The 24,494-nt window shown below is 70.8% G+C and carries 29 protein-coding genes and 1 tRNA gene; 11 read left to right on the top strand and 19 right to left on the bottom strand.

Annotation, left to right across the window (positions count from 1 at the left end):
* Positions 1–15: 15 nt before the first annotated feature.
* Complete coding sequence (locus ACWDRB_RS05860; protein ID WP_449891995.1) at positions 16–717, top strand: ANTAR domain-containing protein; 702 nt, start codon at positions 16–18, stop codon at positions 715–717.
* Positions 718–751: 34 nt separating this feature from the next.
* Here ACWDRB_RS05860 and ACWDRB_RS05855 read toward each other — a convergent pair whose 3' ends face one another.
* Positions 752–1,108 carry an STAS domain-containing protein gene (locus ACWDRB_RS05855; RefSeq protein WP_350726908.1) on the bottom strand — a complete coding sequence of 119 codons (357 nt, stop codon included), beginning with the start codon at positions 1,106–1,108 and terminating at the stop codon, positions 752–754.
* A gap of 173 nt (positions 1,109–1,281) precedes the next feature.
* Between ACWDRB_RS05855 and ACWDRB_RS05850 the strand changes: the two genes are divergently transcribed.
* Positions 1,282–2,052 (top strand): SigB/SigF/SigG family RNA polymerase sigma factor, encoded by a 771-nt coding sequence (locus ACWDRB_RS05850; protein ID WP_350726519.1) that lies wholly within the window; start codon positions 1,282–1,284, stop codon positions 2,050–2,052.
* A 15-nt stretch (positions 2,053–2,067) separates the two neighbouring features.
* Positions 2,068–2,481, top strand: a complete 414-nt coding sequence (locus tag ACWDRB_RS05845; RefSeq protein ID WP_350726518.1) for an ATP-binding protein — start codon at positions 2,068–2,070, stop codon at positions 2,479–2,481.
* Positions 2,482–2,564: 83 nt separating this feature from the next.
* Here ACWDRB_RS05845 and ACWDRB_RS05840 read toward each other — a convergent pair whose 3' ends face one another.
* The 4 genes from ACWDRB_RS05840 to ACWDRB_RS05825 form a co-directional block, all read right to left on the bottom strand.
* Positions 2,565–2,762: a hypothetical protein gene (locus ACWDRB_RS05840; protein ID WP_185073178.1), complete on the bottom strand. Its 198-nt coding sequence runs from the start codon at positions 2,760–2,762 to the stop codon at positions 2,565–2,567.
* Positions 2,763–2,768: 6 nt separating this feature from the next.
* Positions 2,769–3,554 (bottom strand): hypothetical protein, encoded by a 786-nt coding sequence (locus ACWDRB_RS05835; RefSeq protein ID WP_449891994.1) that lies wholly within the window; start codon positions 3,552–3,554, stop codon positions 2,769–2,771.
* Positions 3,555–3,562: 8 nt separating this feature from the next.
* Positions 3,563–4,108, bottom strand: coding sequence for a hypothetical protein (locus ACWDRB_RS05830; protein ID WP_449891993.1), 546 nt, complete (start codon positions 4,106–4,108; stop codon positions 3,563–3,565).
* Positions 4,109–4,178: 70 nt separating this feature from the next.
* Positions 4,179–4,604: a hypothetical protein gene (locus tag ACWDRB_RS05825; protein WP_449891992.1), complete on the bottom strand. Its 426-nt coding sequence runs from the start codon at positions 4,602–4,604 to the stop codon at positions 4,179–4,181.
* A gap of 95 nt (positions 4,605–4,699) precedes the next feature.
* Between ACWDRB_RS05825 and ACWDRB_RS05820 the strand changes: the two genes are divergently transcribed.
* Positions 4,700–4,776, top strand: a tRNA-Pro gene (locus ACWDRB_RS05820).
* 48 nt (positions 4,777–4,824) lie between these two features.
* Here ACWDRB_RS05820 and ACWDRB_RS05815 read toward each other — a convergent pair.
* A complete protein-coding gene (locus tag ACWDRB_RS05815) occupies positions 4,825–5,634 on the bottom strand; it encodes a phosphatase PAP2 family protein (RefSeq protein ID WP_449891991.1) in 810 nt (269 codons plus the stop codon).
* A 35-nt stretch (positions 5,635–5,669) separates the two neighbouring features.
* Here ACWDRB_RS05815 and ACWDRB_RS05810 point away from each other — a divergent pair, with 35 nt between their 5' ends.
* Together ACWDRB_RS05810 and ACWDRB_RS05805 are read left to right on the top strand one after the other, a co-directional pair.
* Entirely contained in the window at positions 5,670–5,855 is a 186-nt protein-coding gene (locus ACWDRB_RS05810) for a hypothetical protein (RefSeq protein ID WP_449891990.1), read from the top strand.
* 54 nt (positions 5,856–5,909) lie between these two features.
* Positions 5,910–7,184, top strand: a complete 1,275-nt coding sequence (locus ACWDRB_RS05805) for an extracellular solute-binding protein (RefSeq protein WP_449891989.1) — start codon at positions 5,910–5,912, stop codon at positions 7,182–7,184.
* On the opposite strand, the gene ACWDRB_RS05800 is transcribed toward ACWDRB_RS05805, so the two are convergent.
* On the bottom strand, positions 7,181–8,212 hold the full coding sequence (locus ACWDRB_RS05800) for a DUF418 domain-containing protein (RefSeq protein ID WP_449891988.1): 1,032 nt from the start codon (positions 8,210–8,212) through the stop codon (positions 7,181–7,183). The two genes, ACWDRB_RS05805 and ACWDRB_RS05800, sit on opposite strands and share 4 nt — an antisense overlap.
* A 150-nt stretch (positions 8,213–8,362) precedes the next feature.
* Positions 8,363–9,217 (bottom strand): NAD-dependent epimerase/dehydratase family protein, encoded by an 855-nt coding sequence (locus ACWDRB_RS05795; RefSeq protein ID WP_449891987.1) that lies wholly within the window; start codon positions 9,215–9,217, stop codon positions 8,363–8,365.
* A gap of 90 nt (positions 9,218–9,307) precedes the next feature.
* Here ACWDRB_RS05795 and ACWDRB_RS05790 point away from each other — a divergent pair, with 90 nt between their 5' ends.
* Positions 9,308–9,799 (top strand): MarR family winged helix-turn-helix transcriptional regulator, encoded by a 492-nt coding sequence (locus ACWDRB_RS05790; protein ID WP_449891986.1) that lies wholly within the window; start codon positions 9,308–9,310, stop codon positions 9,797–9,799.
* A gap of 99 nt (positions 9,800–9,898) precedes the next feature.
* Here ACWDRB_RS05790 and ACWDRB_RS05785 read toward each other — a convergent pair whose 3' ends face one another.
* On the bottom strand, positions 9,899–10,345 hold the full coding sequence (locus ACWDRB_RS05785) for a hypothetical protein (protein ID WP_449891985.1): 447 nt from the start codon (positions 10,343–10,345) through the stop codon (positions 9,899–9,901).
* Between the two features lie 326 nt (positions 10,346–10,671).
* Between ACWDRB_RS05785 and ACWDRB_RS05780 the strand changes: the two genes are divergently transcribed.
* Positions 10,672–11,616, top strand: a complete 945-nt coding sequence (locus ACWDRB_RS05780) for a hypothetical protein (RefSeq protein ID WP_449891983.1) — start codon at positions 10,672–10,674, stop codon at positions 11,614–11,616.
* A gap of 133 nt (positions 11,617–11,749) precedes the next feature.
* On the opposite strand, the gene ACWDRB_RS05775 is transcribed toward ACWDRB_RS05780, so the two are convergent.
* Both ACWDRB_RS05775 and ACWDRB_RS05770 read right to left on the bottom strand, forming a co-directional pair.
* Positions 11,750–12,496, bottom strand: a complete 747-nt coding sequence (locus ACWDRB_RS05775; RefSeq protein WP_449891982.1) for a lysophospholipid acyltransferase family protein — start codon at positions 12,494–12,496, stop codon at positions 11,750–11,752.
* An 18-nt stretch (positions 12,497–12,514) separates the two neighbouring features.
* On the bottom strand, positions 12,515–13,681 hold the full coding sequence (locus tag ACWDRB_RS05770) for a cytochrome P450 (protein WP_449891981.1): 1,167 nt from the start codon (positions 13,679–13,681) through the stop codon (positions 12,515–12,517).
* Positions 13,682–13,735: 54 nt separating this feature from the next.
* Here ACWDRB_RS05770 and dhaK point away from each other — a divergent pair, with 54 nt between their 5' ends.
* The 3 genes from dhaK to ACWDRB_RS05755 are packed head-to-tail and all read left to right on the top strand — an operon-like array spanning position 13,736 to position 15,751.
* Positions 13,736–14,716 (top strand): dihydroxyacetone kinase subunit DhaK, encoded by a 981-nt coding sequence (gene dhaK / locus ACWDRB_RS05765; RefSeq protein WP_364246783.1) that lies wholly within the window; start codon positions 13,736–13,738, stop codon positions 14,714–14,716.
* Positions 14,716–15,333, top strand: coding sequence for a dihydroxyacetone kinase subunit DhaL (gene dhaL / locus ACWDRB_RS05760; RefSeq protein ID WP_364246780.1), 618 nt, complete (start codon positions 14,716–14,718; stop codon positions 15,331–15,333). Before dhaK ends, dhaL begins: the two co-directional genes overlap by 1 nt.
* 43 nt (positions 15,334–15,376) lie before the next feature.
* Positions 15,377–15,751 (top strand): PTS-dependent dihydroxyacetone kinase phosphotransferase subunit DhaM, encoded by a 375-nt coding sequence (locus ACWDRB_RS05755; RefSeq protein WP_355191994.1) that lies wholly within the window; start codon positions 15,377–15,379, stop codon positions 15,749–15,751.
* A gap of 37 nt (positions 15,752–15,788) precedes the next feature.
* Here the strand turns inward: ACWDRB_RS05755 and ACWDRB_RS05750 are convergent, their stop codons facing one another.
* From ACWDRB_RS05750 to ACWDRB_RS05715, 8 genes are all read right to left on the bottom strand, one after another.
* The gene (locus ACWDRB_RS05750; RefSeq protein ID WP_449891980.1) at positions 15,789–17,423 is read right to left on the bottom strand and encodes a thiamine pyrophosphate-binding protein; all 1,635 of its coding nucleotides are present in this window, start codon (positions 17,421–17,423) and stop codon (positions 15,789–15,791) included.
* Positions 17,420–18,193: a cyclase family protein gene (locus tag ACWDRB_RS05745; RefSeq protein WP_355191990.1), complete on the bottom strand. Its 774-nt coding sequence runs from the start codon at positions 18,191–18,193 to the stop codon at positions 17,420–17,422. Before ACWDRB_RS05745 ends, ACWDRB_RS05750 begins: the two co-directional genes overlap by 4 nt.
* Positions 18,194–18,265: 72 nt before the next feature.
* Positions 18,266–19,078, bottom strand: coding sequence for a carbohydrate ABC transporter permease (locus tag ACWDRB_RS05740; protein WP_350726481.1), 813 nt, complete (start codon positions 19,076–19,078; stop codon positions 18,266–18,268).
* Positions 19,075–19,986: a carbohydrate ABC transporter permease gene (locus ACWDRB_RS05735; RefSeq protein ID WP_363963949.1), complete on the bottom strand. Its 912-nt coding sequence runs from the start codon at positions 19,984–19,986 to the stop codon at positions 19,075–19,077. The genes ACWDRB_RS05740 and ACWDRB_RS05735 overlap by 4 nt, the downstream gene beginning before the upstream one ends.
* Complete coding sequence (locus ACWDRB_RS05730; RefSeq protein WP_449891979.1) at positions 19,983–21,248, bottom strand: ABC transporter substrate-binding protein; 1,266 nt, start codon at positions 21,246–21,248, stop codon at positions 19,983–19,985. The genes ACWDRB_RS05735 and ACWDRB_RS05730 overlap by 4 nt, the downstream gene beginning before the upstream one ends.
* Complete coding sequence (gene melA / locus ACWDRB_RS05725) at positions 21,245–22,534, bottom strand: alpha-galactosidase (protein ID WP_449891977.1); 1,290 nt, start codon at positions 22,532–22,534, stop codon at positions 21,245–21,247. Before melA ends, ACWDRB_RS05730 begins: the two co-directional genes overlap by 4 nt.
* The gene (locus tag ACWDRB_RS05720; RefSeq protein ID WP_449891976.1) at positions 22,531–23,445 is read right to left on the bottom strand and encodes a carbohydrate kinase family protein; all 915 of its coding nucleotides are present in this window, start codon (positions 23,443–23,445) and stop codon (positions 22,531–22,533) included. Before ACWDRB_RS05720 ends, melA begins: the two co-directional genes overlap by 4 nt.
* A complete protein-coding gene (locus ACWDRB_RS05715; protein ID WP_449891975.1) occupies positions 23,435–24,301 on the bottom strand; it encodes an endo alpha-1,4 polygalactosaminidase in 867 nt (288 codons plus the stop codon). The genes ACWDRB_RS05720 and ACWDRB_RS05715 overlap by 11 nt, the downstream gene beginning before the upstream one ends.
* Between the last annotated feature and the right edge of the window lie 193 nt (positions 24,302–24,494).

Below are 24,494 nucleotides of genomic sequence, written 5' to 3'. Positions count from 1 at the left end.
ATGAAATCAACTGCGATGATCACCCCCGGTCTCGCCCGCGACCTCGCCGCACTCGGCCGGCTGGGCGAGGACACCTCCACGGAACGCGTGCTGCGCGAACTCACCACGGCGCTGGCCGCCGGCGTACCGGGCTGCTCGGGAGCCTCGGCCGAGCACTGGCGCGACCACCGGGTACTGGTGTCCGGCTCCCACAGCGAGCTGATCATGCTCGTCGAGGGCGAACGCGCGCTCGGCGAGGGCCCGTCCGTCGAGGCCCGGCAGAGCGGCGGCCGCGCCGGCGTGACCGACGTGCTCAACGAGCCCCGCTGGCCCCGCTACGACGCGCTGGCCAGCCGCTGGGGCGTGCGCTCCGTGCTGGTCGTCCCCATCGACGTGGCGCCCGCCCTACTGCTGGTCGGCCTCTATTCGGTACGCCCCGGGGCGTTCTCCCCCCAGAGCGCCCACTCGCTGGCCGACATGCTGACCGAGCAGGTCGGGGTGGCGATGGCCAACATGTGGGAGTTCGAGGAGGTGCGTACGGACGCCGCGCAACTCCAGGAGGCGCTCGCCGGACGGGCGGTGATCGACCAGGCCAAGGGCATCATCATGCAGACCAGCGGATGCACCGCCGAGGCCGCGTTCGAGGAGCTTCGCAAGATCTCCCAGCACCACCAGGTCAAGGTGGCCGACCTCGCCAGGCTCCTGGTCGACGAGCACCAGCGCAAGTCGAGACGCTGACCTCCGCGGCCCTGCCGCGGCCCTGCCGCCGCCCTCAGCCGATGGCCGCCAGCGCGTCGTCGAGCGTGTCGTAGAGGGGCAGCCGCTGCGCCAGCCCGGTGATCCACATCACCTTGGACTTGGAGTATTCGACCCCGATGAGCGCGAACCTGGCGCCCGACGCCAGGCTCGTCTGCCAGTGGTGGACGATGAGCCCGAGCGCGCGAGAGTCCATGAACGTGACCCCTGCCAGGTCAAGAATCAGGTCCGACCCCGCCAGGGACAGGTAGTCGGCGAACTGCTCGCGGGTCGTGGCATCGAGGACGCCGTCAACCTTGATCACGGTGATCTCGTCCACCGTCGACGACGTCAGGGTCAGGGCCGCCACGGGCCCCTCACCGTTATCCGGCATTGTCACGGAGCAACCCTACTGTCACCACAGGAGGGAGGAATACTTCCCGCGATACGGGGGACACTTGATGCGGAGTCCAGCAGCGGGCTTTCGTCTCGAGAGTTGAGCGAGGCGTGCCTCTGCCTGGGCTTTTTTGCTGGGAGAGGGCGCCTGCGACCCATAGAGGAGCAGCGATGGCTGTGCAGGAATACGTCCTCGAGGAGATGACAGCGGAAGAGCTCCTGGCCGAAATGGTCAGGGAAGAGACCCCCGACAGTCACAGAGAGCGACTGCGAGAGCGCATCGTCGAGATGCACCGGCCGCTCGCCATGGAGATCGCCCGACGCTACCGCTACCGCGGCGAGCCCTTGGAGGACCTTCTCCAGGCCGCGTACGTCGGCCTGATGAAAGCCGTCAACGGCTTCGACCCGACCCTCGGCCACGCGTTCCGGGGCTACGCGGTCGTCACGATGACCGGCGAGGTCAAGCGCCACTTCCGCGACCGCACCTGGGCCATCCGGGTGCCGCGGCTCTACCAGGAGCGCCGCTCGGAGCTCAACCGCCTGGTCGCCGACCTCAGCCAGGATCTCGGCAGGTCGCCCACGGTGGCCGAGCTGGCCGCCAAGATGAACATCACCGAGGAGGACGTCCTGCTGACCCTCGACGCCTCCGCCGCCTACAGCACCCTGTCGCTCGACGCGCCGCTCGGCACCGACGACGACGCCGCCTCCCTCGGCGACGTCATCCCCGAGGACGACGACACGCTGAGCACCATGGTCGACCGGGAGGCCGTCAAGCCGCTCATCGACGCGCTGCCCTCCCGCGAGAAGCACATCCTGCTGCTGCGGTTCTTCGGCAACATGACGCAGGCCGAGATCGCCGCCGAGTTCGGGATCTCCCAGATGCACGTCTCACGTATCCTCCGCAAGGTTCTCGACCAGCTGCGCTCCGAGCTGGTCGGCTGAGAAGAAGGTCGCCGGGTGAACGAGGACGGAGAGCCTCAGTCGGGCTACACGAGCCCGCCGCCCGGCGCGCCCGTGAAAGAGCTCCGCTTCCGACTGCCGGACCTGCCGCAGGTCCGGCAGTTCGCTGAGGACGAGGCCCGCGACGCCGGCATGCACGAGGACGTCATCGAGGACTTCGTCATCGCGGTCAACGAGGTCGCCACCAACGCCGTCACCCACGGGGCCGACCGGGCCTCCATGCGTACCTGGACGGTGAACGGCGACCTGATCGTGGAGGTGCACGACGGGGGCGCCTGGAAACCCGGGCCCAGACCGGGCGCGGTGGGCGGGATGGGGCTGTGGGTGGCCCGCCTGGTGTCGGCGGACCTGACCCTGCGGGTCGGGAACGGCGGCAGCACCGTCATCATGCGCTTCCCCGGCAAGGAGTGACGGGAGGCCGCCGTCCTCGGCGACCTCCCGTTTTCGGGGCCTCACCGGCTGGGGCCTTTTACCGGTGGGCCCTTGGCCGGCTCCTACCTGCGCGCCCGGCCACGCCAGTTGCTGTAACCGGTACGGATTCCGGCCGTGCCGACGCCCGCCTGATGCAGGGCCAGCAGCGTCAGGCCGAGCAGGACGAACGTCATGCCGGAGAATCCGCCGGGGATCCGGGCGCCGACCAGGTCGAGCAGGAACCCCAGTCCGAAGATGATCGCTGCGACTACCGCGAGCATGTCAGGTCACCTCTTTCCCCAGGTCTGGAGATGGGTCCGGGTCGTCTGGGTCCGGGGCTGGTTCTGTTGGCCGGAGAGGGCGAGCAGGCGTTCCAGGACGCTCCTGTAGTCGCGCAGCGCCAGGCGCATCTGCTCGGTGTCGGCGGCCTCGGTGTCCTTCCAGCGGTCGCGCAGGCCGTTCGTACGGGTGGCGAGGCTGCTGGTGAGGGCGTCGACGACCTCGCCGACCAGCCCGTCGGCGCGCCGCACGGCCTCGCCGGGGTCGTCGACGAACGACGCCTGCAGGTCGCGCCAGCGGGCCTGCACCTGGTCCGGGTCCTGGTCGAACAGGACGACGTCCTCGGGGGCGGCGTGCGCCGGGATCTCGCCCGGCTCGGTGTCTGGTCCGGCCGTTGTGTCCCCGCCGGTCCTGGCGTAGGGGTCGCGGTACGTGCCGTCGTCGTACTCGGCGTCGTACTCGGCCGTGGGCGGCGTCACGGCGCCGGGCACGGCGGCGGCGTACTCGTCGCCGGCACGCGGACTGTGCCTCTCCGGCTCGCCGTCGCCCGCGACACGGACGTCGCCCGGGACGTCGCCCGGGACGTCGCCCGGGACGTCGCCCGGGACACGGTCATCGCCCGCGACACGGACGTCGTCCGAGCCGTCGTCGGCGAGCTTGCGATCGTCCGCGTACTCACCGGCGCGGGCGTCCTCATCGGCGCGCTCGCCGGGGTGCTCGTCGGCTCGGAGGTGCTCATCGCGCTGAGCGCGCTCCTCCCCGCTGCCGCTCCTGGGGGTGCTGGGGGTGCTCATGTCCTCGTTCACCGTCCTCGTGTGGTCTCCTGCAGCAGTTCCTCGAACAGCGCGCGATAGTGCACCATGGCCTGCCGCAGGTCCTCCGTGGAGGCCTCCTTCCTGGCCGCGCGCCCGCTGATCTCGTGGGCCGTCCGGTAGTGGTCGAGAGTCTTCGCGTGCCCCACCGAGAGGGTGGACAGCCGCTCCTCGTAGTTCTCCGTCGGGTAACCCCGTTCCGCCATGACCGCGGTGACCAGCTGGTCGGCCTCGGTCACCGCGAACCCGGGTGCGTCGACGAAGCGCTCCTGCACCTCGGTCCACTGGTTCGCGTAGGTGTCGCGCGACTCTTCCGTCAGGGGATGGATGCCGAGCTCCGCATGCCGGCGCTCCCGGTCGAGCAGCTCCTGCTCGGCCTCGTGGCGGGTGTCGTGCTCGGAGACTATGCGTTCGTACTCCGGGCCGAAACGTTCGCGGAGATGGTCGCGGCGCCTCTGCTGCAGCACGGCGTAACCCACTGCGACGAGCGCCACCACCACGACCGCGACGACGGCCACCCAGATTAAGGTGGTCATGTTGTTCGCCTCCGGTCTCTGTCTTGAGACCAGCGACTGCCCTCGAACAGGTGGGTCGAAACTCCCCGCCTCAGCGGGCTTCCAGCGCCTCCCTGGCCGCGGCCAGCACGGCTGCGACATGTGAGCCCGTTGGTGCGGCGGGGATCTCGCTGAACCCCTCAGCCGCGTCGTACCGCACGTCGAGCCCCGCGTCGACGAGCCGCTGAGCCCACCGCAGAGCCGTGTTCAGCCTCTCGGCCGCGGGCGGCTTCCCCTGCGCGGCCGCCGACAGATTGCGCAGATTGGTGGCGGGCCCGGACTGGGAGTGCTCGCGGGCCAGCTTCCACGGCACGGCCCGGCTGTGGTCGAGCATCGGCTTGGCCAGCCCGGCGGCCCGCTTGGCCTGCAGCACCCCGGACTCGCTGACCCCGAAGTGCGCGGCCAGCTCCTGCACGTTCATCCCCTCGGCCGCCAACCTGGCCAGCTCCCGCCGATCGATGGTCGGTTTCCGCCCCACTCGGCCCCCTCCGCCCCAGCTCTCCATGTACGCGTGCACCTCCGATGTGCGCTAAGGTTATGACGTCCCGCTCCGCAGGGAGCGGCCGACACAACCGGGACGTAGCGCAGCTTGGTAGCGCACTTGACTGGGGGTCAAGGGGTCGCAGGTTCAAATCCTGTCGTCCCGACCAGATATCGCTGGTCGATGAGGGTGTCACTCGTCAGGGTGACACCCTTTCTCATGCTTGAGCGGCGTCCGCCGCGGCTGTCCGCCGGCGCTCGGCCAGGCGGCCCCATACCGATACGACCGCGATGGAGACGATCAGCAGCACGACGCTCCCGGCGATGTCGAGCACGTAGTGGTTGCCCGTGGTGAGCACGACCGCGACCATACCCAGCGGAAAGATCCACGCCAGCAACGCCGGCCGTGGGTGGGAGGCCCGCAGCGCGGACCACACGGCGTACGCGCACCACAACGACCACCCCACGTGCATGCTCGGCATCGCCGTCAGGTTCTGGCCGTTCCCGATCTCGCGTGAGGCATGGCCGCCCAGGAGGTCGTGCTCGGCGATGATGTCGACGACGCCCGGCAGGGCGAACCGTGGGGGCGACATGGGCACCGCCCAGTAAACGGGCAGCACGAGGACGAGCATCGCGACGAGGGTCCAGCGGACCTTGGCGTAGACGGCGGCGTGCCGGACGAAGACCCACACCAGCACCCCGATGACCACGAGGTAGTACAGGCGGTAGTAGTACACCGCCGGCTGGATGAGGGCCGGATGCTCGGTCAGCCACCGGTTCGCGCTCAGCGCGATGTCCAGGTGGAGGGCCCGTTCCATGGACTGCAGGGCCAGAGCGTTGGCGGTGGCGGCCGCGGTGTCGTTCCCGGCGGCGGCGTGAAGTCGTGCGAAGAGCAGGATCACGAGCAGCAGACCGGCCACTTCGACCAGCGGGGCGGGGCGCCCGCCCATCCTCCCGGCGAGTGCGGCCGAGCGGGCGCGCGCCACCAGGCGCGATGATCGGCCGGCGGCCACCTCACGCGGGCTCACGCGAGTCACCCTAACTCACCGCTCCGGCATGGAACGTGTTACAGAACGACCACCTCAGCCACTTCCTCCACCTCAACAACTTCCGGCGGCCTCACCGCCCCGGTAATCTTGCGGGATTCTCTGACTCCGGTGGAGGGTCGTCGTGGGCTCCGGTGCTCGCCATGCCGATCAGCGCGCTCGGGCTGGGCTTCGACTTCTTCCTGGCCGGACCCGTGGAGTGACCGCCCCAGGGCCGCTGCAGGTCCTGCACCCCTCAACCCCCAGGAGGTAGAGCCGTGGGCTCTGGCAAGAAGACGTGGACGGCAGCGTTGCTGGCCACTGCTGTGCTGGCGATCACTGCGGCCTGCGGCAGCGAAGGCGCCGACGGTGCGATCACGTTACGTTTCTCCTACTGGGGCAGTGACGCACGGCAGAAGATGACGCAAGAGGCGATCAAGAGGTTCGAGGCGAAGAACCCGGACATCGACATCGAGGAAGAGTTCTCCGGCTTCGGCACCTACTACGACACGCTGGCCACGAAGGTCGCGAGCGACGAAACACCTGACGTCATCACCCTTGAGATCCGCGGCCTGCGGGAGTACGCCGAACGCGGCACGCTCGCCGACCTGTCCAGCGCGGTCGACACCGCCGACATCGACGCCAAGGTGCTGGCCACCGGCGCCATCGACGAGAAGCAGTTCGCCATCCCCACCGGCGTCAACGCCTGGTCCCTGGTCGTGGACCCGAAGGCGGTCAAGGACGCGGGGCAGAACCTGCCCGACGACACCACATGGACCTGGGACGACTACGTCGACCTGGCGGCGAAGATCACCGCGAGCACCGGCGGCAAGGTCTACGGCACGCAGCAGGCTTTCAACCCGGCGTTCCTGCAGATCTTCGCCGCTCAGCGGGGCGAGTCCCTCTACAAGGGCAACAAGATCGGTGTCTCGCCCGGGACGCTCAAGGCGTGGTGGGCGGTCCACCAGAAGCTGATCAGGAGCAAGGGCTCTCCCGATGCCGCCAAGAGCATCGAGCTCGCGACCCAGAGCGAGGACCGGTCGCTGTTCGCCACCCGCAACGGCGCGATGGGGATGTGGTGGAGCAACCAGCTCGGCTCGATCAACAAGGCGTCCGGCGGCAAGGAGGTGGACCTGCTGCGGATGCCCAAGGCGCAGGGCGCCACCGCGGGCGGCATGTTCCTGCAGCCCGCGATGTTCTACACCGCCTCGGCGAAGTCCGAGCATCAGGCCGCGGCGGCCAAGTTCATCGACTTCATGATCAACGACCCGGAGGCGGGCGCGATCATCCTCAGCGACCGCGGCCTGCCGGCCAGTTCCAAGGTGCTGGCGGTGGTCAGGGACAAGCTTCCGGAGACCGACAAGAAGACGCTGGCCTTCCTCGACAAGGTCAAGGGCGAGCTCACGGACTCGCCCGCCGCCCCGCCGAAGCGCGCCAGCGCCATCGAGGCCATCCTCACGCGGTACACGAATGAGGTCCTGTTCGGTCGGATGACGCCTGACGAGGCCGCTCAGAAGCTCATCACGGAGGCCAACGCCCTCATCGCGGGCTAGTGGGCCCGGTTCGCGGGGATACGCAGGGCTGAGCGGTGGGCCCAGGTGACCCAGCGCCAGAGCCACTCGACGGGACCCTGGCGGTGGCGGCGCAGCCAGAGGGTGGCGAACAGCCACTGGGCGGCGAGGATGACTCCCGCGGCCGCGTACGCCGCCGTCAGGGATCGGCCGATCGGTAGGCCGAGGAGGCGACCGGCCGCCAGCACGAGGAGCGTGGCGGTCAGGTAATTGGTCAGCGCCATCCGGCCCAGTGGTGCGAAGAGGGCCGCCAGCGCCGGTCGCAGCGGCGTTCTGAGCAGGACCAGCAGGGTGCACACGTACACGCCGGCGAGCAGCAGATCGGCCAGGCTGGACGTGAAGGACGGCGCACCGGTCCCGGTCCGTGCCCACAGGGCTGAGGCCGCCCCCGCCGCGAAGGCCAGGCCCAGCAGGAGTGGCCCTCGAGTGGACCGCTCGATCTTCTCGATCTTCCCGTACCGGACCAGCGCCGAGCCCAGCAGGAACAGCCCGGCGATCATCAGGGGCCCGCCACCCCCGCCGCCGATCAGCGCCGCCGCCACGAGCGCCGGGGCGAGGCCGGCCACGGCCCACCGCGGCAGCCAGGTGGAGGGCAGCAGCACCAGCAGGCCGACGACGGCGTACGAGGTCAGGATTTCGCCCCGCCACAGCAGCGAATGCGCGAGGCCGATCGCGAGCAGCGCCAGAAGCCGGCGCAGCAGGACGAGCCGCGGGCGGGGGACGCGGTTCGCGGCGGAGTCCAGCAGCAGCGAGAACCCGATGCCGAACAGCAGGGAGAAGATCGGGAGCCCGAGCCACGGGTCCCAGTCGCCCATGGGCTGCGTCGTGACGGCTCTGTCGCCGTCGGCTATCAGCTGGATGTTGGCGAGCAGGATCTCGCACAGCGTGAACCCGCGCAGGACGTCGAGCGCGGCGATACGCGGCCGGCCGGCGGATGCCGTCGTCCCGGCGCGGGTGGAAGGGGCTCCGGGACCTCGGACCGGTCCCGGAGCGTGATCTCGATAGGGCATGCACCTCATCCTGGGGACGGGGCCCGGTGCGGACATCGACCACCGGTGGGGGCTCGCGGTCCGCCGACGGTACTTTCGGCCGATCCTCGTTCTCGACGGTGCCCCACCGGGCCGTCGGTCAGTCCGGCTGGTCCGGGATGAGAGGACGCGTCAGGCGTAGGAACCCTCGACGAGATCGGCCACGATGCCGGGGCGGGAGGGCTGCCAGCCGAGCGTTTCGCGGGTACGGGTCGCGCTGACGCGCTGGCTGATCGCCAGAGCCTGGGCGAAGCCCTCCCCGAGCTCCCGCGCGGCCTCCTCGAGCGGCCAGGGCTCGGCCGTCTCCTTGACGCCCGCCGACCTGGCCGCCGCCTCGGCCACGGCGGTGACGGGCACCGCCTCCTCGCTGATGGCGTGGTAAACGGCCGCCTCCCCCTTCTCCACGGCGGCCACGATCAGCTCGGCCACATCGTCCACATGCACGAAGGTCCACGTGGGCGTGGTGCCGCCCGCGGTGACGTACACACCGGTCCCGCGCCGCGCGGCCTGGGCCTTCAGCAGCGCCGCGATGCCCGTGCCGCGCCCGTGGACGACGCCGGGACGCACCACGGAGCCGCCGCCGTCGATCACCAGCCGCTCCACCTGGTCCCGGTACGCCACCAGGGGGATCGGGTCGGCCGGGCTGTCCTCGTCGGCCCCGTCGGTCTCGCCGAGCACCCACACACCGCTGACGTAGACGACCTTCTGTGACGCTCCGGCGAGCACGCCGATCGTGGCCAGATCGGTCTCCTGGTCGCCGGTCAACTGGCCGGCGTGCACGATCGCGTCGAGGTCCGCGGTGATCGCCCTCTCCAGCGCGGCGGCGTCCGCCAGATCCCCGTACCGGACGTCGGCCACACCCGGCACCCGCCGCTCTCCCTCCGCCGCGGGCCGCACGTAGGCCGCCACCTCATGCCTCTGCGCGACCAGCCGCTCCACCAGGGCACCACCGATGTACCCCGTCGCGCCAAGCACCAGCACCTTCATTGTCCCACCTCAAAAATTTCGACATTGAACATTTCCACGTAGGACGATAACCCACGACATCGAACATTTCAATGTCGTACGATTGCCGCCATGGGAGATGCAGTCGACGCGATCCTCGGGCAGTGGGCCCGCACCCGGCCCGACGTGGACGTGTCCCCGATGGGCGTGATCGGCCGGGTGTCGCGGGCCTCGCGGCTCCTGGAGCGGGGGGTCAAGGAGTTCCTGGGCGAGCACGGGCTGGAGGCGTGGGAGTTCGACATGCTGGCCACGCTGCTCAGGAACGAAGCCGACTCCATGTGCATGAAGGACCTGTCGGCGGCGGCCATGGTCAGTCCCGGCGCGCTCACCAACCGCATGGACCACCTGGTGGAGCGCGGGCTGGTCGACCGCTGGCCGGCGCCGGACAACCGGCGGATGACGCTCGTGGCGCTGACGGACGAAGGGCGGCGGGTGGCCAACGACGTCCTGGAACGTCACGCGGCCAACGAGGCCCGCCTCCTGTCCGGCCTCTCCCCCACCGACCGCGACGCCCTGGCCGGCCTCCTCCGCAAACTCCTCGTCTCTCTAGGCGACACCGTGTAGATGGCTGCTCCCGGGGCTCGACACCTGCCTTGGGGCGGTCCGTCGAGGCTTCCCTTTTCTGCGCCTGTACGGCCCCGCATCCGGTGGCCCTCTCTGGGGCTACTCCGGAAGGTCGAGCTCGTCGTAGGTCGCCACCTGATCGGCCGGAGGCGCTTGGATGTCGATCGGCCGGCCCCACCGGGACAGACGGACGTCGTCGACGTAATGGACGGGTTCGTCGCTCAGCTTCGGGATGCCGGGTTGCCTGGAGTCGCTGTGGCATCGGCGGACGAGCTGGTCCCGTCCGATCCAGAGCTTCCAGTCGACCCGGACACGGGCGTACTTGCCCGTGGGCCTGTGGCGTCCGGCGATACGGAAGTCGGGGTCCGCCTTGGCGAGCTCGCCCAGCGTGATGGACCCCTCGTAGAGGGTGGTGCGGGTGCCGTCGTACACGCTGGAGGGGCGTTTGACCTTGGTGGCGGCGAGCAGGGCCTTGAGCGTGCCGGGATCGCTCAGCCGCATCTGGCCGCAGTGCAGGGCGAGGGACTGCTTCTCCTCGGCGACCACCCAGCTCTTGCCTTCCGGAAGATGCTTGCGCAGGGTGGCCGACTGCTCGTAGTACCGGTCCGGGAACTCGTTCCGGCCTCACCGACTCCACCAGCAGCGCAACCGCCCGGGCCGCGCGGCCTCGCACCACGGCCCGCAAGCGCGGTCGAAGGCCGACCCCGCGCAGCGAACGGGCGCGGCCTCGACCGGCTCGGGTCGCGCCCGCGCCCAGTCGCCGCTGCCGGGGCGATGCGTTGCGCCGCGACCGGGTGGATTCGATTCGCGCTGCGCTTGTTGATCTTGTCCGGGCCTGTCCGTCGTATCAGAGTCGCATCAGAATGGCGGCCATGAGTCGCGGGGTCCTGGAGCAGTGGATGGCAGCCGTGGCGCGCGGCGACCTGGCGGACCCACCGGCCGCGCCGACGGTCGAGGACTGTACGGCCGCGGGCCTGGCGCCGTACGGGAGGTCCTACCGGCGCTCTCGCGGAGGCGTGACGTTCCGCGCTTACTTCACCCCCGACCGGCGGCATCACGCCATGCTGCTGGCCGGGCCCGAGCTCCTGCTGTGGATGAACGGCCGGAGCGCGCCCGTCCCGACCGGCGTCGGGGGCGAGCCGCAGGGCGCTGCATTGGAGCGCTGGCTGGAGCATCGGTTCTCGATGGGCGGGATGGACGATCCGGTGCGGGTCCTGGCGATGTGGGCCTGGACGGGTGCGGCCGGGCGCGTCGCCGCGCGTGACGGTGACAGGTGCGGGCGGACCTACCCGGCTCCACCGGCCGGGGTGACGCCCGCCGAGTACGGGGAGATCGGCTGGGAGTTCACGGACGAGCGGTGCGCGTACAACTTCCTCGACACCGCGGGCAAGGGCGTGGTCCGCGTCGCCTTCGCGCCCGGCCTGCGGCGCCAGGCCCTGACGATCCGCGCTCCCGACTGGATCGGCGCGCAGTTGTGGGTCGACGGCGAGCCGGTGCCCGTGCCGTGTGAGCGGGACTGGGGCCCGTTGTGCGACGAGCACGTCACGTGGCTGGACGACCGCTTCGTGCACGCCGAGGTGGGCGGTCTGTGGAGCCATCCTCTGTACGACCCCGTCAAGATGGATCTCCTCGGCGACATTCGCGGGCTGCTGATCTGGGACGCGGCGGAACGCGTCCGGCACCTCCACCTCCCGGCGCCGGCCGAGGCGTGGACGAGCCCGATCCTGCTGCGGCGGGGCGATGCGTGGTGCATCTATCCGGACGGCGAGGCATACCGGGCGGATCGTCCCGATCGCACCCTTCCGATCCCCCGCTGAGAGCCCGGTGCCCGCGCCGCTCGGGGCCGCGCCGCTCGGTGGGATGGTGGCCCACCGGCTCGGGTTGTGGGCAGGCGCGCGGAGTCGCCCGTGCTGATCCGCGCGACGCGTCCTGACAAAAGGCCGGGTCTACTCATTCCTTATTGGCGCGGGCCTCGGCCTCGGCGGCGTCCATGGCCTCCGCCTCCTCCGGCGTCGGGGCCGTGCCGCCCAGGTGGGCGGGCTGCCACCACACCCCCTGCGGCACCTCCGGGTACGTGCGCTGCGCCTGGTCCACCAGGCCCGACAACCGCTTGTGCAGGTCGGCGGTGTGGTCGTTGACGTTCTCGCCGCGCTTGGGGTGCATCGGCTCCCCCACCACGATGGTCAGCGGGATGTGCCGTTGCGTGAGCTTGCGGGGCCGGCCCTTGGTCCAGAAGCGCTGGCTGCCCCACAGCCCGACGGGGATGATGGGCGTGTTGGTGGCCTGGGCCATGCGGATGGCCCCGTTCTTGATCTCCTTGACGGTGAACGACCGGCTGATCGTCGCCTCCGCGAAGACCCCGACGACCTCGCCGGCCTTCAGCATGCGCAGGGCCGTGGCGTACGAGCCCGCGCCCGCCCCCCGGTCCACCGGGATGTGTTTCATACCGCGCATCAGCGGCCCGGAGATCCGGTGCTCGAAGACGTCCTGCTTGGCCATGAAGCGCACCAGCCGCCGCGCGGGCAGCGCGGCGAATCCCGCGAAGATGAAGTCGAGGTAGCTGATGTGGTTGCTCACCAGCACCGCTCCCCCGGTCTGCGGCACGTGCTCCGTACCCTCCATGTGGAACCGGACGTCGAGCACGCGAAACAGGGTCCGCGCGGCGGCGATCACCGGCGGGTACACGATCTCAGCCATGAGCAGAAGGTAGCCTACTCAGGCGGGTGCCACGGTAGTCGGGAGCCGGACCATCCCGCGCACGTTCCCGTGCGAGATGCGCCGGATGCCGTCCGGGTCGATCTCGTACGAAGGCGAGACGGCCTTCGTCAGCTCCTCCAGCGCCACCCGGGCCTCCAGCCGGGCGAGCGGACCGCCGAGGCAGTAGTGGCGGCCGACGCCGAAGCTGATGGACCTGGAGGTGTCGCGGCCCAGGTCGTAGACGTCGGGGTGGGGGAAGACCGACTCGTCCCTGTTGGCGGAGCCGATCAGGATCCACACCTTGGCGTCGGCGGGGACCTGGACGCCGTGCCACTCGGCGGGCTCGGTGAGGCGGCGGGCGATGCCGTGCGCGGGGGTGTCGTACCGCAGCGACTCCTCCACCCACTGCGTGATCGCCCCGCCGAAGGCGGCGGCGCACTGGCCGGGGTGGCGCCATGCCCAGTACCAGGCGGCGCTCAGCAGGTGGGTGGTGGTCTCCGAGCCCGCCCCGATCAGCAGGAACAGGAACGCCACGATCTCCTCGGGGCTCAGCCCGCCGTCGGCGACGAGCGCCGAGACGAGGTCGTCACGCGGTGCGGCCCGGCGGTCGGCGACGATCGAGGCGTAGTAGTCGCCGAGGGACAGGATGCTCCTGAGCCCCGTGTCCGCCATCTTGCCCTGAGGGTCATATTTCACGAGGATGTCGGACTTGCGGCGGACGTCCGCCCGATCGGACGGCGGCACCCCCACCAGCTCGGAGATCACGTCGAGCGGCAGCTTGGCCGCGAAGTCGCGGACGAAGTCGAACGTCCCCCGCTCGATGCCCTCCTCGATGTAGCCCCGCGCGATCTCCCTGATCATGGGTTCGAGCGCGGCCACCCGGCGCGGGGTGAAGGCCCGCGAGACGACGGCCCGCATGCGGGTGTGGTCCGGCGGGTCCATGGCCACGAACGACAGGTACGTACGCGCCTGCGGCCCCCACGCGGCCGGGTCGAGCACGGGGCCGTGGTCGCTGGACAGCAGGGCGCTGTCGCCGAGCGCGGCGGACACGTCGGCGTGCCGCGACAGTGCCCAGAAGCCGTGCTCGGCGTTGTGATAGACCGGCGCTTCCCGGCGTAACCGCGCGTAGACGGGGTACGGATCGTTGTTGACCGCCGGGTCGTAGGGGTTGTAGACGACCTCCATCCCGCCCACGCTACGACGCTTGCGCCCTCGTGAAAATGGGCAGATCTTCTCACCATGAAGAAGCTCATCAACACGGCCGACTCCGTCGTCGATGACGCGCTGAACGGCATGGCCGCGGCCCACCCCTCGCTGCGAATGCGCGACCGCGTGGTCTACCGGGCAGAGGGACCGCGGCCGGGCAAGGTCGGCCTGGTCTCGGGCGGCGGCTCGGGGCATGAGCCGCTGCACGCCGGTTTCGTCGGGTACGGCATGCTCGACGCGGCCTGCCCCGGCGAGGTCTTCACCTCACCGGTCCCCGACCAGATCATCGACGCGACCAGGGCGGTCGACGGCGGCGCCGGGGTCCTGCACATCGTCAAGAACTACACCGGCGACGTGCTGAACTTCGAGATGGCCGCCGAGCTGATCGAGGACGTCGAGGTGGCCAGCGTGCTGGTCGACGACGACGTGGCCGTACAGGACTCCCTCTACACGGCGGGCCGGCGCGGCACCGGGGCCACGCTGTTCGTGGAGAAGCTCGCGGGCGCGCTGGCCGAGCAGGGTGCACCGCTGGCCCAGATCGCCGCGGTGGCAGGCGAGGTGGACGAGCGCAGCAGGTCGTTCGGCATCGCCCTGACGTCCTGTACGACGCCGCACGCGGGCAAGCCGACGTTCGACCTGCCGGAGACGGACGTGGAGCTGGGCATCGGCATCCACGGCGAGCCGGGGCGGGCCCGGGTGCCGATGGTGTCGGCGCGCGAGCTGGCCGCGATCGCCATGGAGGCCATCCACGGCGACCTGCCGCTCCGCGGCGACCTGCTGGTCATGGTCAACGGCATGGGCGGCACCCCGCTCATGGAGCTGTACGTGGTGTTCGCGGAGGTCGCGGCCTTCGTCAGGGGCAAGGGTGCGCGGGTGTCGCGCTCGCTCGTCGGCAACTACGTGACCAGCCTCGACATGCAGGGCTTCTCCGTGTCGATCTGCCTGCTCGACGACGTGCTCACCCGCCTGTGGGACGCTCCGGTCGAGACGCCGGGGCTGCGCTGGGGGCGCTGATGGACACCGACGTGTTCGTGGCCTGGTTCGAGGAGGCGGCCAGGCTGGTGCACAGGGACCGCGACCGGCTGACCCGGCTGGACGCGGCGATCGGCGACGCCGACCACGGCACGAACCTCGACCGCGGCCTCACCGAGGTCCGCAAGACGCTGGCCGAGTCGCCGCCGGGGACTCCCGGCGAGGTGCTGGCCGCGGCGGGCGCGACGCTGATCCGCCGCGTCGGGGGCGCCTCCGGGCCGCTGTACGGGTCCGTGTTCCGGCAGATGGGCAAGTCGCTGGAGTCACCGGTGACGCTGGCCGGGTTCTCGGGGGCGTTCGAGGCCGGGGTGGTGGCGCTCGAACGGCTGGGTAAGGCCGCGCTGGGCGACAAGACCATGGTGGACGCGCTGGTCCCGGCCTCCCGGGCGCTCGCCCTGGCCGTACGTGACGGGATCGGGGTGAAGGAGGCGCTCGAACGGGCGGCCGAAGCGGCCGAGGAGGGGGCGAAGGCCACGATCCCGATGCAGGCGCGCAAGGGCCGGGCCAGCTACCTGGGCGAACGCAGCATCGGACACGAGGACCCGGGGGCGGCGTCGGCGGCCCTGTTCATGGCGGCGCTGGCGTCGGTGGTGGCGTGATGGGCGGGCCCGGTGATCGTGTGATCCCACGCGGAGCCGGGTGATGGTGGGGCTGGTGCTCGTCGCGCACAGCGCGGGGCTGGCGGCGGAGGCTGCGGCGCTGGCTCGCGGGATCGCCGGAGCCGACGTACCCGTGGCGGCCGCCGGGGGCACCGAGGACGGCGGGCTGGGCACGAGCCTGGACCTCATCGAGGCGGCGCTGCGCAGCGTCGACCAGGGTGACGGGGTGGTGCTCATCCCCGACCTGGGCAGCTCGGTGCTGACCGCCCGCCTGCTGGAGGAGGACGGGCGGGTGGTGGTGGCGGACGTGCCGTTCGTGGAGGGCGCGATCGCCGCGGCGGTGGCGGCGGGCGCGGGCGTGCCGCTGGCCGACGTGCTGGAGGCGGCCGAGGAGGCCCGCACCTACCGCAAGCTGTGAGCTCAGTGGGCGCTCGCGCCTGACACAAGCTGTGAGCTCAGTGGCCCTTGAAGGCCTCCTCCAGCCACCAGGACCCGTGCTCCGCCGTGACCTTGGCGTGCACCAGGAGCGGCCGGTCGCGAGGCCCGTCCACCCATTCGGCCACGCCCGCCAGGTCGCCGGGCCCGCCGACCGTCACGGCGGCGCAGCCGTGACCCCGGGCGATGGCGGCGAGGTCGGCCGGTGGGAACGTGACCGTCCCGAGCGGGTGACCTTGCGGCCCGAAGTGGTGGACCTCGGCCCCGTACGCCTCGTCGTCGTACACCACGATCACCATGGGCAGGCCGAGCCGGACGACGGTCTCCAGCTCCGCGATGCCCATGAGGGCGCCGCCGTCGCCGAGCGCGGCCACCGGCAGCCGGTCCGGCCGGGCGATCGCCGCGCCGATCGCCGTCGCCAGGCCCAGCCCGATCGACTGGAACGCCTGCGTGAAGCAGAACCCACCCTCATCCGGGACATCCACGAACATCGACGGATATCCCATGAAATTTCCGGAATCGATGGCGACGATCCGCTGCCGCGGCAGGAGGTCGTCCAGCCCGATGCTGAGCGTCCGGGGGTCGATCCGGCCGCCGCCGCTCTCGTCCTCGTACGGCACGTCCCGCCAGCGCCCCTCGGCCCGCACGCGGGCGGCGAGCTCCGCCGACCGGTAGCCCGGGCGGGGCGCGACCTGAGCGGCCAGCGCCGCCGCGACCCGCGCCACGTCACCCGCCACACCCAGGTCGGCGGGCACATGGGTCTTGAACGCCGCCGGGTCGAGATCGACCTTCACGACCTTCGCGCCCGGCGAGACGAGCGTGCCGTGGCGGGTGGTCCACATGTTCAGCGCGCATCCCCACGCGACGACCAGGTCGGCGCCGCGGATCAGCTCGGCGGCCAGCGGCGTCGCGAAGCCGCCGCTCACGTCGAGGTCCCACGGGCTGCCGCGGAACAGCCCCTTCGCGACGGCCGAGGTGGCCAGCAGGGCGCCCGCGAGGTCGGCCAGCTCCTCCAGCTCCCGCCGCGCGTGCCGGGCACCGCGCCCCGCGATGAACACCGGCCGCTCGGCCGCGCCGAGCAACCGCGCCAGCTCCCCCATCTCCGCCACCGAAGGACCTGCCGAAGGAACCGCCGAAGCGATCGCGGGCGGCATCACGTCAGCAGGCCCCTCGAAGGGGGCGGCCTGGACGTCGAGCGGCAGGTTCAGCAGGACCGTGCGCCGCTCCTCCACCGCCACCCGGTACGCCTCGGCCGCCCGCGACACCGCCTCCTCCGCCGAGGTGACGCGCATCGCCACCGCCCCCACCGCCGTCGCGAGCGCGGCCTGGTCGATGTGGAAGTTGGACTGGACCTCCGTGGCCTCCCCCGCCAGCACGATGAGCGGCGTACGGCTCTTGGCCGCCTCGGTCAGACCGGTCAGGGCGTTGGTGAGCCCCGGCCCCTGGTGCACCGACACGACGCCGACCCGCCCGCTCATCCGCGCGTACGCGTCGGCCATGGTGGCGGCCCCGCCCTCGTGGCGGGCGGCGACGAAGCGCACGCCGCCCGCCACCAGGGCGTTGGTCACGTGGAAGTTGCCGCTGCCGACCACCCCGAAGGCGGTCCCGACGCCGCAGGCGGCCAGGGCCCTCCCCACGGCCTCCGCGACGATCAACGTTCCACCAGGGCCAGCACGCGCACGGGGCTGCCGGAGCCGCCCACGATGGGCAGCGGCGGCGCGACCACGACGGCGCCGGTCACGGGCAACCGGTCGAGGTTGCGCAGCTGGGTCAGGCCGTACTTGCCCGCCCCCAGCAGGAAGGAGTGGCAAGGGAAGGCCGGGTCGAAGGAGTGGGCGGCGCCCGCGTCGGTGCCGACGGTCTCGACGCCGATCCCGGCGATCGGGGTCTCGGAGGCCAGCCACTTGGCGCACTCCACCGAGATGCCGGGCGTGTGGGGGCCGGAGGCGTCGGCGTTCAGGAAGGCCGCCTGGTCGGCGGAGCGGGTGTCCCAGCCGGTGCGGTAGAGCAGCCAGCCGCCGTCGGGCAGCGGGCCGTTGGCGCGTTCCCACTCCTTGACGTGGTCGATCTGGAGGAGGAAGTCGGCGTCCTTGGACGCCTCGGCGGCGAAGTCGAGCACGACGGCGGGCGCGATGAGGCTGCGCACGGGCACCTGGGAGACGTCCTGACCGTCGCGGGCGGTGACCCAGTGGACGGGAGCGTCGAAGTGGGTGCCGGTGTGCTCGCCGGTGTGGATGTCGTTCCAGTACCAGGCGGGGCCGCGGTCGTCGTAGCGGCTGATCTCCTCCAGGCGGAACGGAATCGTGTTGCCGAACGGCTCGGGCAACTGGAGGATCGGCGTCTCGGACGAGAGGGGCGCCGTGAGGTCGATCACCTCGATCGCCCCGCTGCGCACGCTGTCAACGAAGCTCTGCAAGACCGACATGTCATCCTCCCGGTGGGCTGTGGGGTGGGCTGTGCGCATCCTCCTACGCACACCCCACCACTGCCAACAACCTCAGCCCTTGAGTCCGCTGAAGCTCATCGTGGCCACGAAGTGCCGCTGCGCCAGGATGAACGCGAGCACGAGCGGCAGCACCGCGATCACGTTGCCGGCCATCAGCGCCGACCACTCGGTGTGCCGGGCGCCGGCGAAGGTGGCCAGCCCGAGCTGCAGCGTGTAGCCCGACTCCGACGAGATCGCGATGAGCGGCCAGATCAGGTCGTTCCAGGCGCCGAGCAGCGTGAACACCACCAGCGTGGCCAGCGCGGGCCGGGCCAGCGGCAGCACCACGCGGAAGAACACGCCCAGGGGGGAGCAGCCGTCGATGATGGCGGCCTCCTCCAGTTCCTTGGGCAGCGACAGGAAGAACTGCCGCATGAGGAACACCCCGAACGCCGACGCCAGCCACGGCACGATGGCCGCCCCCAGCGTGTCGATCAGGCCCATGTTCTTGAACAGCAGGAACGTCGGGATCATCAGCACCTGGGTCGGCACCATGATGGTGGCCATGACCGCCGCGAAGGCGACCCCGCGGCCGCGGAACTTGATCCGGGCGAAGCCGTACCCGGCCAGGGAGCAGAGCACCACGTGCCCGAGCACCGCCGACCCGGCCACGATCACCGTGTTGGCCAGCCAGAGCGGGTACTCGTCCTCGGTGAAGATGCGCCTGAACCCGTCCAGCGTGAAGTGCTCGGGCCAGAGCTTGGGCGGGTAGGTGTTGATGTCGGCGTCCGGCATGAACGCGGTCAGCGCCATCCACACCAGCGGCGCCACGAACAGCAGCGCGAGCGGCATCAGGAAGAGATGGGCGAGGCTGCGGCGCGTCACTTCGCACCCCTCCACAGGACCGCGCCCGACACGGCGAGCGTCACGATGAACAGGACGTAGGCGATGGCCGTGCCGTAGCCGGAGTGGAAGAGCTGGAACGCCTGCCGGTAGAGGTAGAACACGATGGTCGTCGTGGAGTCGAGCGGCTGGCCCTTGGTGGTGGTGTAGACGAGGTCGAACAGCTGCAGCGCGGTGATCGTCTGCCAGATCAGCAGGAAGACCGTGGCCGGCCGCAGCTGCGGCAGCACGACGTGGCGCAGGACGTGCCGACCGGCGCCACCGTCCGCCCGGGCCGCCTCGATCAGCTCGCGCGGGATGTCCTGCAGAGCGGCCAGGTAGACCACGGCGGGCATGCCCACGCCGCCCCAGAGCGAGATCGCGACCAGGGTGAGCATCGCCTGGTCGGGGTCCTGCAGGAACCCCATCGCGGGCAGGCCGAGCGCCTTCAGCCCGGCGTTGACGATGCCGAAGTCGGGGTCGAAGACGAAGTTCGACAGGATGCCCGTGGCTGCGGCGGAGACCACGTACGGGACGAAGAAGCACGTACGGTAGAACCCGATGAGCCGGATCTTGAGGTTGAGCGCCAGCGCCAGCGCCAGCCCGAGCACCACCGAGCCGGGCACGAAGAGCACGGTGTAGAGCAGCGTGTGCCCGGCCGACGCGGCCAGCTCGGCGTCGCCGAGCATGTCGCCGTAGTTCGCCAGCCCGACGAAGTCGCCGCCGGTGAGCAGGTCGCCGTCCCGCAGCGAGAGCAGCAGCGCCCACACCGCGGGGAACAGGCTGAGCCCGACGATCACGAGCGTCGCGGGGAACACGAAGCCCCACCCGGTCAGCTGGGGGACCAACCGGCTCCGCCGCGCGGACGGCGCGCTCACCCGCGCCGCCCTGCTCATCGTCGGGGCTGTCATCGCGAGCGCCCCAGCACCGCGTCGGCCTCGGTCGCGGCCTTGGTGAGGGCCTGCTGCGCGGGCGTGCCGCCGACCAGCGACTGGGCGATCGCGTTGCCGACCTTCTCGGAGAACTCCGGGTACGCCGGCAGGGGCGGCCTGGCCTGCTTGGCGTTCTCGAGGTTCGCGGTGAAGACGTCGATGCCGGGGAAGTCCTTGACGAACTTCTGGTACGCCGGCAGCGCGGTCGTGGCCTTGCGCAGCGGCAGGTTGCCCAGGCCGAGCGACCACCGGGCGTCCTGCTCCGGCCGGGTCAGCCAGGTCAGGAACTCGGCGGCGGCCTTGGCCCGGCGCGAGCCGTTGTCGAACACGACCCAGTTGTCCGGGCCGGCGACCGTCTCGTGGTTGCCGTTGTAGCCGGGCAGCACCTGCACGCCGTAGGAGATCTTGTGGTCGATGATGTCCAGCAGCGCGTACGGCGCCGCCGCGATCATCCCGATCTTGCCGCTCTGGAACAGCGGCACGAACTTCTCACCATTTTGATCGAGATATACGGACTTATCCTGCTGGGCCATGGCACTCCACAGGTCGAGCGCCTGCGTCGCCTGCGGCGTGTTGAACGCCGACTTCTTCCCGTCCGGCGTCAGGATCGACCCGCCCTGCTGCCAGATCATCGGCCAGAACCGCCACACGGTGTCCTCGAGACCGGTCACGGGGTACGCGGTGCCGTACACGCCGCCGCCGGTCAGCTTCTTCGCCGTGGCCCGGAAGTCGTCCCAGGTCCAGTCCTTGGACGGGTACGGCAGCCCCGCCGCGTCGAACAGCTTCTTGTTGTAGATGACGGCCAGGTTGTCGACCAGCGCGGGGACGCCGACGACCTTGCCGTTCACCTCCGACACGGCCCGCTCCGACGGCCAGAAGTCGTCCCACCCGAACCCGGGGGCCTTCACGGTGGCGGCCAGGTCGTACACCTTGGGGTTACGCGCCAGGTTCGGCATCCACGTGCCGTACATGTACGCGATGTCGGGCGCCTTGCCGCCGGCCAGCACCGCCTGGACCTTCTGCAGCATGTCGTCCACGTTCGTGGACCCGACGGCGGGCGTGATCTTCACGTCCGGGTGGGCCTTGGAGTACTCGGCGGCCAGCTCCTCGATGACCTTGGCCTGCAGCTCCGTCTGGCCGTGCCACCAGGTGATCTCGACCGGGCCCGAGGCGTCGTCGGAGGAGGAGCCGCAGGCCGTCACCAGCGCGGCGACCAGGACAAGCACCGCCATACTCTTCATGACCGGCTCCTGAGGGACTCGGGCATCAGCTCGCCGTGGGCCTCGATCAGCGCGCCGCACAACTCGTCGATCTGCTCGACGGTGAGGGTGGCGGCGGTGTTCGGGTCGGCCATCATGGCGTGCCGGACGTGCTCGGGCCGCCCCTCGGTGACGGCGCGCACGGTCAGCTCGTTGACGTTGACGTAGGCGCGGTTGAGCGCCACGCACTGCGCGGGCAGGTCGCCGACGGCCATCGGGCGGACGCCGAGCGCGTCGGCCACGCACGGCACCTCCACCACGCAGCCGTCCGGCAGGTTTGCGACCAGGCCCCTGTTCTGGACGTTCCCGTAGACGACCCGGCTGGTGCCGGTGGTGACGCTGTGGATGATCTGCGGGGCGTATTCCATGGTCCCCTCCACGGTGATCGGCCGGCCCGCGCGCAGCGCGTCGCGGGTGGCCTCGTACTGGCGCACGTTCTCCTCGCTGATGCCGATGTACGCGCCCACGGGGATCCGCAGGCGCTCGATCTCGCTCTCGTCGTGCAGGTACCAGGGCACATACTCGGCCGAGTGCTCGCTCGTCTCGGTCGGGTAGTAGCCGAGCCTGCGGTACATGTCCACGCGCACCCGGCGCAGCAGGCCGGGGTCGCGCTCGATGGCCTCGTCCAGGCGCGGGTAGAGGTCCTGTCCGCCGGACTCGAAGCGCAGCATCCACGACTGGTGGTTGACGCCCGCCGCCAGGTACGACACCTCCTCCAGCGGCACCCCGACCAGTTCGGCCAGGTCGTGGGCGGTCCAGTAGATGGAGTGGCAGAGCCCGACGACGTTGCGCACGGGGGTGGCGGCGGCCAGGTACCAGACGTTCATGGCCATCGGGTTGGTGTAGTTGAGCAGCCACGCGTCCGGGCACACCTCGGCCATGGCCCGCCCGATCCGGTCGAGCGCTGGGAAGGTGCGCAGGGCGCGGAAGATGCCGCCCACGCCGATGGTGTCGGCGATCGTCTGGCGCAGCCCGAACCGGGCGGGCACCTCGAAGTCGACGCGGGTCGCGTCGATCATGCCGACCTGGATCATGTTGATCGCGAAGTCGGCGCCTTCGAGAGCCTGGCGCAGGTCGAGGTGAGCGGAGATCTTGACGGGCCGCCCGGCCGCGATGACGCGGGCGGCGGCCTCGGCGGTGTCCAACCGCTCGGGGTGGATGTCGTGCAACGCCACCTCGAACTCCCCCAGATCGGGGAAGGCGACCAGGTCCGCCAGCAGCCCTTGAGTGAACTCGACGCTCCCGGCGCCGAGAAAGACGATCTTCATATTTCCTTCCAGGTGGGCTGGGCGGCGGTGCCGCCGGCGGCCTGGGTCGAAAGGGATCCGCAGGTCACGGCCACGCGCAGGCATTCGCGCAGGCTCATCCCGCGCAGCCGCGCGGCGAGGAGGCCGGCGTTGAAGCTGTCGCCGGCGCCGACGGTGTCCACCGGCTCGACGGGGACGGCGGGGGCCCGGGTCAGCTCGCCCGCCTGCCACGCCAGCGCGCCGTCGCCGCCGTCCTTGACGACCACGGTGGGGCCGAGCCCGCCGATCCGGGCCGCCGCGGCCTCGAGGCATTCGGGGCCGGTGTCGAAGAGCCGGGCGGCTATGGCCCGGGCCTCGGCGGCGTTCGGGAGGAACACGTCCACCTCGGCCAGCACCTCCCCGAGCCCTTCCCACTCCCCGGCGGGGTCGTCGTTGGTGTCCAGCGAGGTGGTCGCGCCCGCGCGCCGCTCCTCCGCCAGGAAGCCCGGCAGTCCGGGCGCAAGCCCCGGTTGCAGGAAATATGACGACACGTGGACGTGGCGGGCCACGCCGCGCGGCAGGTCCTCCACGGTCAGGTACGGCAGGCAGCCCGGCGAGGTGAGGATGGCCCGGTCCGAACCGTCGGCCAGCACCACGGTCATGGCCGTGGGCCGGGAGTCGATCACGCAGCGGGAGACGTCCACGCCCCGGTCGGCCAGGGCGTCCAGCACGAAGCGCCCGGCCGCGTCGTCGCCCACGCGTCCCGCGAAAGCGGTCCGCAGGCCCAGCCGGGCCGCCCCGCACGCGGTGATCGCGCCGGACCCGCCGAGCACCAGGTCGCCGCCGGAGACGAGCTGTTCACGCTGGCCGTACGCCAACCCGCGCGGCGCTCCGGAGAGCACCACGTCGGGGTTGGCGTCACCGACGACCAGCAGGTCGAAGTCACGCGCCACGGCAGGGCACGCGGTAGGCGTCGAGCTCGTACTTCTTCTTCAGCGAGTTGAAGTTCTGAGCGTTGGACTTGGCGCAGAAGGCCGAGGTGGCGAGGTTGTACTCGACGTTGAACACGGCCTTGCCCGCCTTGACGAACTGGTCGTATCCGTAGTCGTCGTTCTGCGCGGTGGTGCACTCGGTGTGCTCCCAGCACTCCTCGTTCACCGCGAAGTCGAAGTACGGCAGCAGCGCCGGGATCTGCTCGATGTCGTTCTTGAGCGCGACCGACAGGCCCCTCTTGTGGGCCTCGTTGGCGAACCAGGTGTTGTAGGCGAGCTGGTCGGCGGCCTTGAGCGGGAAGCCGCTGGCGTTGCTGTAGCCGTCGACGTTGTCGGGCTCCACGGCGTCGAACCCGGCGGCCTTGCACATGTCGAGCCGGGCCTTCATGATCTGGCCGAGCTTGCCGGTGTATGTGCGGATGTCGAGCCAGCGCTCACCCGGCCAGTCCTCCAGCGGCTTGCCGAGCACCTCGGCAGGGAACTGGCTCGCGTCCGGGCGCCAGTCCTCGAACGTGCCCGCGCTGATGTAGCAGACGACGCCGCGACTCGGCTTGTCCGCCTTGAGCGACTTGACGATCGCGCCGTCCTTGGCGGCGAAGCCGTCGATGTCGAACATCTGCACGTTCGGGTACGGCTTGGCCGGCAGGGACGAGAGCTGCCACTGCCAGGACGTGTTCAGCGCGGGCTTCCAGCAGCCGTTGCAGGCGACAGGAGCGGGCAGCGCCCTGGCCTCGGTGGTCGCGGCGGCGGCGGGGGCGGTGACGAGAGCGGTGGCGGCCAGGGCGGCCGCAGAGATCAGAGCAGGGAGACGGCGCAACAGGCACTCCTCGCGAACGGAACAGGTGCGGATCAATGGCGCTGCGCGCTGTTCCGCACTCTCCGAGTCGCGTCCTGGCCAGGGACACCGGAGTGGCGTGGCCCATAACCGTAGGACGTCACGCCAGCACGCTCCAGGCGTGCCTCCCTTCTTACTTGCCGCACAGAATTGCGCATTCCTGCTCTTTTGTCCA

The sequence above is a fragment of the Nonomuraea sp. NPDC003707 genome, assembly GCF_053587055.1.
Note: the sequence above shows the minus strand (reverse complement) of the source record. Positions and strands in the feature narration are given on the sequence as shown.